Origin of the sequence: Porphyrobacter sp. AAP82 (assembly GCF_000331285.1) — a bacterium.
Taxonomy (GTDB): Bacteria; Pseudomonadota; Alphaproteobacteria; order Sphingomonadales; family Sphingomonadaceae; genus Erythrobacter.
The window spans coordinates 17,157-26,638 of the sequence record NZ_ANFX01000051.1; the positions used below are offsets into that span (position 1 = coordinate 17,157).

The 9,482-nt window shown below is 67.4% G+C and carries 16 protein-coding genes and 1 pseudogene; 14 read left to right on the plus strand and 3 right to left on the minus strand.

The window, feature by feature from the left end; all coding sequences use genetic code 11:
- The first annotated feature begins 9 nt into the window (after positions 1 to 9).
- Genes D620_RS0114140 through D620_RS0114195 form a run of 12 tightly spaced genes read left to right on the plus strand, consistent with a single transcriptional unit; the run spans position 10 to position 4,350 of the window.
- Entirely contained in the window at positions 10 to 195 is a 186-nt protein-coding gene (locus tag D620_RS0114140) for a hypothetical protein (RefSeq protein WP_017666468.1), read from the plus strand.
- Between the two features lies 1 nt (position 196).
- Positions 197 to 1,171, plus strand: a complete 975-nt coding sequence (gene pspA, locus D620_RS0114145) for a phage shock protein PspA (RefSeq protein ID WP_026092232.1) — start codon at positions 197 to 199, stop codon at positions 1,169 to 1,171.
- Positions 1,172 to 1,174: 3 nt separating this feature from the next.
- Positions 1,175 to 1,480, plus strand: a complete 306-nt coding sequence (pspB, locus tag D620_RS0114150; protein WP_017666470.1) for an envelope stress response membrane protein PspB — start codon at positions 1,175 to 1,177, stop codon at positions 1,478 to 1,480.
- Complete coding sequence (gene pspC, locus D620_RS0114155; protein ID WP_017666471.1) at positions 1,477 to 1,851, plus strand: envelope stress response membrane protein PspC; 375 nt, start codon at positions 1,477 to 1,479, stop codon at positions 1,849 to 1,851. Before pspB ends, pspC begins: the two co-directional genes overlap by 4 nt.
- A gap of 32 nt (positions 1,852 to 1,883) precedes the next feature.
- The gene (locus tag D620_RS0114160) at positions 1,884 to 2,198 is read left to right on the plus strand and encodes a hypothetical protein (RefSeq protein WP_026092233.1); all 315 of its coding nucleotides are present in this window, start codon (positions 1,884 to 1,886) and stop codon (positions 2,196 to 2,198) included.
- Positions 2,198 to 2,509, plus strand: coding sequence for a hypothetical protein (locus D620_RS0114165; protein WP_017666473.1), 312 nt, complete (start codon positions 2,198 to 2,200; stop codon positions 2,507 to 2,509). Before D620_RS0114160 ends, D620_RS0114165 begins: the two co-directional genes overlap by 1 nt.
- Entirely contained in the window at positions 2,509 to 2,871 is a 363-nt protein-coding gene (locus D620_RS15470; protein ID WP_017666474.1) for a hypothetical protein, read from the plus strand. Before D620_RS0114165 ends, D620_RS15470 begins: the two co-directional genes overlap by 1 nt.
- Positions 2,871 to 3,164, plus strand: coding sequence for a hypothetical protein (locus tag D620_RS0114175; protein WP_017666475.1), 294 nt, complete (start codon positions 2,871 to 2,873; stop codon positions 3,162 to 3,164). Before D620_RS15470 ends, D620_RS0114175 begins: the two co-directional genes overlap by 1 nt.
- Positions 3,164 to 3,478 carry a hypothetical protein gene (locus D620_RS0114180; RefSeq protein WP_017666476.1) on the plus strand — a complete coding sequence of 105 codons (315 nt, stop codon included), beginning with the start codon at positions 3,164 to 3,166 and terminating at the stop codon, positions 3,476 to 3,478. The genes D620_RS0114175 and D620_RS0114180 overlap by 1 nt, the downstream gene beginning before the upstream one ends.
- Positions 3,475 to 3,726: a hypothetical protein gene (locus D620_RS0114185; protein ID WP_017666477.1), complete on the plus strand. Its 252-nt coding sequence runs from the start codon at positions 3,475 to 3,477 to the stop codon at positions 3,724 to 3,726. Before D620_RS0114180 ends, D620_RS0114185 begins: the two co-directional genes overlap by 4 nt.
- Positions 3,723 to 3,899: a hypothetical protein gene (locus D620_RS16705; protein WP_017666478.1), complete on the plus strand. Its 177-nt coding sequence runs from the start codon at positions 3,723 to 3,725 to the stop codon at positions 3,897 to 3,899. The genes D620_RS0114185 and D620_RS16705 overlap by 4 nt, the downstream gene beginning before the upstream one ends.
- 43 nt (positions 3,900 to 3,942) lie before the next feature.
- Positions 3,943 to 4,350 (plus strand): SufE family protein, encoded by a 408-nt coding sequence (locus D620_RS0114195; protein ID WP_017666479.1) that lies wholly within the window; start codon positions 3,943 to 3,945, stop codon positions 4,348 to 4,350.
- A 127-nt stretch (positions 4,351 to 4,477) separates the two neighbouring features.
- On the opposite strand, the gene D620_RS0114200 is transcribed toward D620_RS0114195, so the two are convergent.
- From D620_RS0114200 to D620_RS16135, 3 genes and pseudogenes are all read right to left on the minus strand, one after another.
- Positions 4,478 to 5,008 (minus strand): sterol desaturase family protein, encoded by a 531-nt coding sequence (locus D620_RS0114200; protein WP_017666480.1) that lies wholly within the window; start codon positions 5,006 to 5,008, stop codon positions 4,478 to 4,480.
- Entirely contained in the window at positions 5,005 to 5,772 is a 768-nt protein-coding gene (locus D620_RS0114205) for a fatty acid desaturase (RefSeq protein ID WP_233992086.1), read from the minus strand. Before D620_RS0114205 ends, D620_RS0114200 begins: the two co-directional genes overlap by 4 nt.
- A 181-nt stretch (positions 5,773 to 5,953) precedes the next feature.
- Positions 5,954 to 6,238: pseudogene (locus D620_RS16135) on the minus strand (cation:dicarboxylate symporter family transporter); the annotation flags it as partial.
- A gap of 222 nt (positions 6,239 to 6,460) precedes the next feature.
- Between D620_RS16135 and D620_RS0114215 the strand changes: the two are divergent.
- A complete protein-coding gene (locus D620_RS0114215; RefSeq protein ID WP_017666483.1) occupies positions 6,461 to 8,128 on the plus strand; it encodes an ATP-binding protein in 1,668 nt (555 codons plus the stop codon).
- The gene (locus D620_RS0114220) at positions 8,125 to 9,471 is read left to right on the plus strand and encodes a sigma-54-dependent transcriptional regulator (protein ID WP_017666484.1); all 1,347 of its coding nucleotides are present in this window, start codon (positions 8,125 to 8,127) and stop codon (positions 9,469 to 9,471) included. Before D620_RS0114215 ends, D620_RS0114220 begins: the two co-directional genes overlap by 4 nt.
- Positions 9,472 to 9,482 lie beyond the last annotated feature (11 nt).

Here is a 9,482-nt window from a genome sequence, read left to right on the forward strand (position 1 = left end):
AGGCCCACAATGATCGACCGCAACGCCCAAGCCGCCAGCTTCTGGAACACCAAGCTCGGCCATGCCGCGATGGCCAGCATCGCCGCCATGGTGATGATGATCGCGCTGTCCTCGCAGCTTCAGCCCGGCGCCGCCAGCGCGGCTCCGCTTGCCCACCCCGCCAGCGAAGCCGGCGCCGTGATCGAGATCGCCTGACGTGGCCGATCCCTTTGACCCCCTCGGGCCGGAGCGCCCCGCGCAGGCTGTCCCCCCTGCCGATGCCGAGCGCCTTACGGTGCCCACCCGTAACGTGGACCTCGGCGATGCTCCGGCCCAACCCTCCCGCCTGCTGTCGGCCGGCAACCCCCTGTCGCGGCTCGACGCGGAAATCGAAGCCTTGCGCCGCAAACCCGGCAAGGGCCAATCTCGCGGAGCCAGCACCGCGTCGCACGATGAGCGAGTCGCTCCCCTCGACCGGGTCAATTCGTTTCTCGATGGAGTAGCCTTCATGGGCATTTTCAGCCGTACGCGTGACATCATCGCCGCCAACTTCAACGACATGCTCGACAAGGCCGATGATCCTTCGAAGATGATCCGCATGATCATCCTCGAGATGGAGGAAACCCTGGTCGAAGTCCGCGCGAGCGCCGCGCGCACGATCGCCGACCAGAAGGAAATGCACCGCCACTGCATCAAGCTCGACCGCCTTCAGGCCGACTGGGCCGAAAAGGCGCAGCTCGCGCTTTCCAAGGACCGCGAGGATCTCGCCCGGGCCGCTCTCGTCGAGAAGAAGAAGGCCGGCGACATGGCCGACCAATTGAAGGCGGAAATCGCCGTGCTCGACGATGCGCTGCGCGCCTACGAGGCCGACATTGCCAAGCTGCAACACCGCCTGCGCGAGGCCCGCAGCCGCCAGACCGCGATCGCCGCGCGCCTCGAAAGCGCGGAGAACCGCGTCAAGCTGCGCACGCTGATGAGCACCGAGCGCACCGACGAGGCGCTTGCCCGTTTCGACCAGCTCGAACGCCGCGTCGACTACGCCGAGGGCCGCGCCGACGCGCTGCGCATCGCCGAGGACGGCCCGCCCTCGCTCGCCGACCAGATTGCCGCGCTCGGCGGTTCGGACGCGATCGACGATGAACTCGCCGCGATGAAGAAGGCGCTCGGCAAGACCGACGAAAAGGGGGAATAAGTCATGGAAATCGAAGGTGTCATGGCCATCGGCGCGATCTTTATCGGCCTGCCCTGGATGGTGCTCCACTACATGACCAAGTGGAAGACCGCCCCCACCATCACCGCCGATGACGAGGTGCTGCTGGAGGAACTCTACAATCTCGCCAAGCGGCTCGATGAACGGATGGACACGGTCGAACGACTGGTCGCCACCGACGACCCCGCCTTCACCCCCGCCCGCCGCATGATCGCCGATCAGGAACGCGACAACGAACAGCTGCGCGAACTCGAGAAGCTGATGCTCGAAAAGAAAGGAACCCGCTCGTGAACAGCCCCCGCACCACGCTTTACCGCGACAAGCACAACGGCAAGATCATGGGCGTGTGCGCCGGGATCGCCGATTACACCGGGGTCAATGTGTTCTGGGTCCGCCTGGTGGCACTGGCTCTCGCCTTCGGGATGGGCTGGCCGATCTTCGCCTACTTCATCGCCGGCTTCATCCTCAACAAGAAGCCGCCCTATCTCTATCGTGACGAGAGCGAGAAGAAGTACTGGCAGGGCGTGCGCCAGAGCCCGCGCCGCACCGCCCGCGAGATCCGCGCCGCGTTCCGCGACGTCGATCGCCGGCTGGCCGCGGTGGAAGCCCACTATGTCAGCAGCAACCCGCGCCTGACCGCCGAAATCGAGCGGCTGCGCTGAGCCTTCCGCTTCAAGCAACAGGGACCCGGATAATGGACGTAGCACAATTGGGCGTCATGATCCCGATCATCGCCCTCCTCATCCCGATCGTCGCCATCTGGACCAAGCACCAGCAGAAGATGGCCGAGATGCAGGTTGGCGCCACCGCCGAACAGACTGCCGAGAAGGCCGCGCAATATGTCGGGCAGATCAAGAAGCTCGAAGACCGCGTGCAAGTGCTCGAACGCATCGTCACCGACCGCGGCTACGATATCGCCACCCAGATCGAGGCGCTGCGCGACCAGCGCCGTGTCGATGACCAGGACGCCGGCGTTCCGCTCGGCCTCGACAAGAAGGAGCGCGTGTGATGGATTTCGGAGCCCCGCCGTTCGTCATCATGATCGTCATCGTCTGCACCGCAGGCTGGCTGATCAACAACTGGATCCGCGCCAGGCATGGCTATCCGCTCGAGGACGAGTGGGGCGGCAAGACCGAGCGCACCGACACCGCCGAGACCCAGCGCTTGAAGGCCGAGAACAAGGCGCTCCACGAAAAGGTCGATGCCATGCAGGACCGCCTCGTGGTGCTCGAGAAGATCGTTACCGACCGCAGCTATTCGCTCAGCGCCGAGATCGACGCGCTGCGTGATGCGCCCGCACTCACCAAGGAGCGCATCTGATGGACCCGAACTTTGCTGCCATCCTGCCCTATATCGGCTGGCTGATTGCCGCTGCCGTGCTTGTCTCGGTGACGGGAATCATGGCCTCGGTGCATTCGACCAGGCTCAAGATCAAGAACGGCTACCCGCTGGAAGGCATGTGGGGCCAGTCGTTGAAGCCGGGCTCGGACAAGCAGACTGCCGAACGCGTGGTGCTGCTGACCCAGGAAAACGCCCAGCTGCGCGCCGAACTGGGCGCGGTCAAGGACCGGCTCGCCAATGTGGAGCGGATCGTGACCGACGGCGGCTATCACCTCGGCGCCGAAATCGATGCCCTGCGTGACCGTGCGCTCGAAGGGCTCAAGGACAAGGGCGCGGCGTGATGGGCGAGATGGTGGTCATCGCGATGATGGTCGTGGCGATCGTGCTGATCGCCGGCGTCAGCATCAACGGCATCGTCGACAAGGTGATGCAGCACAAGCGGCTGCGCTACGAGGCGGAGGGCGCCCCTGCGGGGTCCGACATCCGCGAGATCGCCGAGCGCCAGCAGGCGATCGAGGATCGACTGCGCGTGCTCGAACGCATCGCCACCGATCGCGGCAGCCTGCTGGCCGACGAGATCGAGGCGCTGCGCGCGCAAACCCCGGCCCTCCCCAAGGTGAAGGACACCGCGTAATGAGCAGCTGGGCGATCGTTGCCCTGGTGGGCATCTGCATCTGGGGCCTTGTGCAGGTCGCACGCGCCCGGGCCGGGATCGTCACCGACGAGGACGGCAACCAGAAGTTCGCCGCGCCGCCCGGCGACGGCAAGGGCGGCGAGCATGAAGCCACGCGCCGCGAGCTTGAGGCCCTGCGCGAGCGGATCAAGGTGCTCGAACGGATCGCCACCGACGCCAATACCGACGATGCGCGCGGCACAGCGCGGATCGCTGCCGAAATCGAAGCGCTGCGCGGGGCTCCCGCGGGCAAGAAGGAGGAAACGGAGCAATGACCACTGTCCTTCTCGATCCCACTCTGGTGCTGACTGCCGGGCTGCTCGTGGCAGTGATCGTGCTGGCGGGTGCGGGCTTACGCGCCTGGCAGGGCTGGCTTGACCTCAAGCGCAGCGAGCTCGACCGCGCCGGCGCGGGCCGCGTTGCCGAGGAAGGCTCGGGGCTTGGCACCGCGCGCATCGAACTGGCCGACCTCAAGGAGCGCATCCGCAAGCTCGAAGCCATCGCCAGCGGGGTCGAACTGTGAGCGGCCCGCGCTCCGCCGCCGCGCAGGCCGGCATCGGCCTCGGCAGCGCGATTGCGGTGGCGATCAGCTGGAGCCTCCACAAGTCGGTGATCTGGGCTGCGATCCACGGCTTTCTGAGCTGGCTTTACGTGATCTACTACGTGCTCACCCGGCCGGGCGGGATCGGCGGGTAAATCTCTCTGGCATCGCGCGCCGCGCCTCGGTAACGCGGGTCCCATGCGCACACTTTCCGACATTCTCGAAGAGTACGAATTCCTCGAAGGCGACGAGCGTTACGGCCTGCTGATCGAGCTTGGCCGCAGCCTCGAGCCGATGCCCGAGGCGCTGAAGACCGACGCGACGCTGGTGCGCGGCTGTTCGGCCGCCGTGTGGGTCTACCCGGCGGGGACCGACGCAGGCCGGCTGCACTTCCTCGCCGACAGCAACGCCGCGATCACCAAGGGCATCGTCGCGCTGGTGATCGCCGCGGTACAGGACCGGCCCGCGGCGGAGGTGGCGGCAATGGACGTGATGGGCGCGCTCGCCCCCTTCGACCTGAAAAACCAGCTGTCGAGCAACCGCACGCAAGGGGTGCCCAACATGATCGCGCTGGTGAAGGAACACGCCGCGAGGCTGGCTTCCTGAGTTGCGCAGCCCATCCGGGCTGCGAAATCCTCGCTCACGCGACCTTACGGTCGCAGCGCTGCGGGCGCGCGTTCGCGCTTGCGGTGCCTGCGGCACCGGGCATCGCCACACGTATGCGGCGGATCAGTTACAGATTGCGCCCCACCGTCTCGAAGTCGCCCGCTCCCGCGCTGTCGCGCACCACGGCGAGCCCCGCTTCCTTCTGCGCCTTCAACTCGGCCTTCAGCTTTGCCGGATCGCGCGCGAAGACGAAGCCGAAGCTCACCCCGCCCTCCTTGCCGATCGTCGCATGGTGGAGCTTGTGCGCCTGCACCAGCCGCTTGGCGTAACCCTTGCGCGGCACCCACTTCCAGTAGCGCTGGTGCACCAGCCCGTCGTGAACGAGCGTGTAGATCACCCCGTAGAGCGTGATCCCGACCGCAAACCACCACAGCCAGTCCCAGTAGAGCGATCCGTAGATATACATCGCGGCATTGATGCTGCCGAAGACGACCGCGAAGAGATCGTTCTTTTCCAGCACATTGTCATGCGGCTCGTGGTGGTCGCGGTGCCAGCCCCAGCCCCAGCCGTGCATGATGTGCTTGTGCGCAACCCACGCGAACAGCTCCATCCCGATCAGCGAGGACATGACGGTCAGGAATATCTCGAGCCAGCTCATGCAGGCACCTTTTCGATCAGTTCTACCGAGCCCACGCCGGCCCGGCGCGCGGCCGGGAGCGCCCACCATGGCACATCGGGGCGGCGATGGTGTTCGAGATGATAGCCGAAATGGAAGCAGGTGGCGAGGCTGGCGAGCGTGCCAAAGTCCTCCGAGCGGGCATTGTGGCGATCGGCAAAGCCGCCCCCCGCCGCGTCCGGCTTGTGATGATGGGTGCGGAAGGTGCCGAAGTAGAACAGCTGCACCGAAGAGGCGAGCGCAGGCAGCCCGTAGAGCGCGACGATCTGCACCATCGGGATCTCCAGCACCAGCCAGTAGATCCCCACGACCGTGTGGACGAACAGGATCGATTGCCAGCCGAAATAGCGCTGGAAGAAGGTCGCATACCAGCGCCAGAAGTGAGCCGGATTGTGCTCGTCGAAATCGGGATCGCCCGCATGGCCCGACAGCTTGTGATGGGTAAGGTGCGCATCCCGCAGATGCTTCCAGCCGAAGCCCGCATATAGCGCCAGCAGCACCGTGCCGATTGCGGCGTTGGCGCGGGGGTGGCCGGGCATCAGCGTCCCGTGCATCGCATCGTGGCACACGATGAACACGCCGACCGAAAGCCAGCACTGCGCCATCGCCATGACCGCGGCGACCGGCCAGTTGCTCCACGTCAGCGCGAAGACGAACATCGCATAGGCGTGGATCGCCAGCCAGCTCCCGGCGATCGCCAGCGCCAGCGCAAATCCGATCACCCGCTGGAAGCGGCGGTCAGGCAAGGCGAAATGCGGGTTCATCTGCCGGAGGATACGCAGGCGAGCGACATGGAGATGCGTATAGAGCGCGCGCGGCAAACGGCAATTGCGTTTGCATCGCCAGCGCTTGCGCTGCCCGGTAGGTATAGGAGGGGATGGCATAAGCGGCGTGGAACCAGTTTTTGGCCGTGCCGCTCCCCGGATTGCCGGCCACGCTGCCCACGGCCTTCAGATCGCGCATGCCGGCAATCCCGGTCGCGACCGTGATGAAGATCACCGGCGCGATGATCATCTTCACCAGCTTGATGAACCCATCGCCGAGCGGCTTGAGGCTTGCGCCGAATTCGGGCGCGAGATGACCCACCAGCGCGCCCAGTGCGATGGCGGCCAGCACCTGCACGTAGAGCATGCGATAGAACGGCTTTCTCGCCGCCGGGGCCGGATCGAGCGGCGCTTGCGGTTCCGACGGTATGACAATGTGCAAACCCATCGGCCGCTGCGCTCCCCGGTGCATGTCTCTCCGTCGGACAGGATCGGGCGGATCAGGATGTGTCACAAGCCCCGGCAATGTTTCACGGCTGACACTTGAAATCAGAAGGTTGCGCGGGAAAAGGTCGCGATTTTTCCGGAAATCCGCACAATTTTCTTGAAGGAAGTGCGGATATCCGCACAAGCCTTTGCGCGGGGGGCCGGAGCAAGGGGGGAATAGCGCGTGCAGGTCAGGCTCGGCCGCTGGTATCTGGCAAGCCTTGCGCTCGTTGCGGCGGTGCTTGTCGCAGGGCTGGCGATGCTGGTCCTCGACCGCGCGGTCCGCGTGCAGGCGCTCGCCGAAACGCGCACGGCGGCCGAAGGACAGGCAGCGATCCTTGCCGCAGGGCTTGAAAGCGAGCTCAACAAGTTCACGCTGGTGCCGCGCGTGCTGGCGGGCGATCCCGAGGTGGCCGCGCTGCTGGGCGGCGACAGCGTGCAGCAGGGCGTGCTCAACCGGCGTCTGGCGGCGCTCGCACGGCAGACCAAGGCCGCGGCGATCTACATCATGGACGCGCGCGGGCTGACGCTGGCGGCGAGCAACTGGGACCGGCCCGACAGCTTCATCGGCTCCAACTACCGCTTCCGCGACTACTTTGCCGGCGCGATGCGCGACGGGACCGAGACCGAATTCGCGCTCGGCACGGTCAGCCGCCGCCCGGGCCTCTACCTTGCCGAACGGGTCGGGCCTGCCGCAGCGCCGCTCGGCGTGGTGGCGGTCAAGGTCGAGTTCGAAAGCCTCGAGGCCAAGTGGCGCGATGCCGAGGACCTGGTGTTCGTCACCGACCGGCAGGGGATCGTGCTGCTCGCCAGCAATCCCGACTGGCGCTTCCGGGCCGTGGCCGGAGATGCTGCGCCGCGCGATCCTGCCCGCGATGCAATGCGCTTCGGGGTCGCCAAGCTGCGCCCGCTCGAATTGCCGGGCAGCAGTGGCGCGGGGCAGGCGGTGCGGATGATCGAGAAGATCCGGCCGATCGCACCGGCGGGCTGGGAGCTGCATCTGCTCGCCGATCCCAACGCGCGGCTTTCGGTGGCGTTGGCGAATGGCCGGCTGGCGGGCGTCGGCGCGCTCGCACTGCTGGCATGTGCCGGGGCGGCGGCATGGCTGTGGCGCCGCCAGCGCCAGGCCCGTGCCGCAGCCGAAGTGGCCGCGCAGACCGCGACCTTGCGCGAACAGCTCCAGCAGGCCAACCGCCTTGCCACGCTCGGCCAGATCACCGCCGGGCTGGGGCACGAGATCCGCCAGCCGCTTGCGGCGATGCGCGCCTATGCCGAAAACGGCCTGCGCCTGCTCGAAACCGGCCGCCGCGACGAGGCTGCCGCCAATTTCGACCGGATCGCGCAGCTTTCGGGGCGGATCGGCGAGATCACCGCCGAACAGCTCCATTTCAGCCGGCGCGCATCCGAAGCGCCGCGCGAGATCCGCCTCGCCGAGGTGATCGACGGATCGCTGCTGCTGCTGCGCGACCAGCTGCGCCAGCATGGCCTGACACTCGATCTGCCCCCGGCCGAGGCCGCTGCCACCACGGTCCGTGCAAGCCACGTGCAGCTCGAACAGGTGCTGGTCAACCTGCTCCAGAACGCCGTGCAGGCCTGCGCGCCCGGGGGGCGGATCATGCTGGCGATCACCGACGCGGGCGGCACCGTGCGGCTCGCCGTCAGCGATACCGGGCCGGGCGTGCCCGCGGCGATTGCCGACACGCTGTTCCAGCCCTTCGTCACCGCACGCGAGGACGGGATCGGGCTCGGCCTTGCCATCGCGCGCGACATCATGCGCCAGCTCGGCGGGGACCTGCTTCATGAAGGCAGCCCCGCAGGCGCGCGCTTCATCATGGTGATGCCCGCCGCATGAACCCCGCCCCCGCCCCCACCCCCACTCCGCCGCTGCGGGTCGCGCTGGTCGAGGATGACCCGGTGCTGCGCGACGCGACGCAGCAGACCCTCGAGATCGAAGGCGCCGAAGTCATCGCTTTCGCCGATGCCCGCACCGCATTGGGCTGGCTGACCGCCGATTTCCCCGGCGTGGTGGTCAGCGATGTGCGGATGCCGGGGATCGACGGGATCGCCTTCTTCGCGGAACTGAGGCGCATCGATCCCGACCTGCCGGTGATCCTCACCACCGGGCACGGCGACATTGCGATGGCGGTGGCGGCAATGAAGGACGGCGCGGCCGATTTCCTCACCAAGCCCTATCCGACCGCCGATCTGATCCGTGCGGTGCGCGCCGGCAGCCAGCGGCGCGCTCTGGCGCTGGAAAACCGTCGGCTGCGCGAGGAGACCGGACGCACCCCCGGCCATGCCATCCCCGGCACCTCCGCATCGGCCGAACGTCTGCGATCGGTGATCGAGGGGGTGGCGCGCTCGGAGATCGATGTCGTGCTGACCGGGCCCGGGGGAACCGGCAAGAGCTATGCCGCGCGGCTGATCCATGACCTCGGGCCCCGCCGCAGCCGGCCGTTCGTGACGGTCGATGCGGGCGTCCTCGCCCATGCCGATGCCGAATGGCTGCTGTTCGGGCGCGAGCCTTCCGCCGGCCTGTCGCGCACCGGCCTGATCGAGCGCGCGAACGGCGGGACGTTGTTTATCGACGGGATCGCGGCGGCCAGCGATGTGCTGGTGACGCGGCTCGCGGCGCTGGTCGAGACGCGCGAGATCTGGCCGATCGGCGCGGCGCGCGCACGGCCGCTCAATCTGCGCATCATCCTCGCCCGCCAGACCGCATCCGGCGAGGCGGAGGCGCGCGATCCGCTATGGCACCGGCTGGGCGCGGTGCAGATCGCCTTCCCGCCGCTGGCCGAGCGGCGCGAGGACGTGCCCGAGATCTTCCGCCTGTTCGTCATCGCCCGCGCGCGCGAATACGGCCTTGCCGCGCCCACCATCGGCGCGGCCGAGTGGCGGCATGTCCAGACCCATGACTGGCCGGGCAATCTGCACGAATTGAACGGCTTTGCCCGCGCCTTCGTGCTCGGCCTTACCGGCGACGGCATCGGAACGGCTGCCGCTCCTGCCCCCTCCGCCGCGACGGCGCGCCCGCTGCACCAGATCGTCGCTGAATTCGAGCGCACCGTGCTCGAGGATGCGCTGCGGCATTGCCGCGGCGATGTGGCCGCGGTCCAGCAGATGCTGCAAACCCCGCGCAAGACGCTTTACGACAAGCTCGCGAAGCACGCGCTGAAGCCCGCGCGCTATCGCTGAGCGGGCGGTGC